Source organism: Blautia sp. CAG:257 (assembly GCF_000433815.1).
GTDB classification, from domain to species: domain Bacteria; phylum Bacillota; class Clostridia; order Lachnospirales; family Lachnospiraceae; genus Blautia_A; species Blautia_A caecimuris.
This window is the reverse complement of record NZ_HF999090.1, coordinates 8,410-8,866: the sequence shown is the minus strand read 5'-3', so window position 1 is coordinate 8,866 and position 457 is coordinate 8,410. Positions and strand designations below refer to the sequence as shown.

1 protein-coding gene is annotated in these 457 nt (G+C 44.9%); it reads right to left on the bottom strand.

Annotated features, from left to right (window positions below):
- Nucleotides 1–401, bottom strand: a 401-nt coding sequence (locus tag QVP40_RS10930) for a Mur ligase domain-containing protein (RefSeq protein WP_288200503.1), incomplete at its 3' end; no start/stop codon positions are given.
- Nucleotides 402–457: the final 56 nt, after the last annotated feature.

Below are 457 nucleotides of genomic sequence, written 5' to 3'. Positions count from 1 at the left end.
AGAAGAATGTGAGAAAGCATGGAGGTAGTGGTTGTTTTGCCGTGAGTTCCCGCTACTGCAACAGGCATGTCATAATTGCGCATGATCTGTCCCAAAAGCTGGGCTCTTGTGAGCATGGGAAGATTCATCTCCTGAGCTTTTCTGAATTCCGGATTGTCCGGATGGATTGCAGCAGTGTATACAACAGCCTGAACGGTATCGGAAATATTGGAGGCGCGCTGTCCGTAGTAGATTTTTGCGCCTTTTTCTTCCAGAGTTCTGGTAAGAGGGCTTTCTTTTGCGTCAGAGCCGGAGATGGTAAATCCCTCTTCAAGAAGAACCTCAGCCAGTCCGCTCATACTGATACCGCCGATGCCAATAAAATGAATAGCCATCGGTTTTTTGAAGTCTATCTTATACATAGTATTATTCTCCTGTTCATTCATGGATATGTTCCTATTATAACCCTATCAGACTT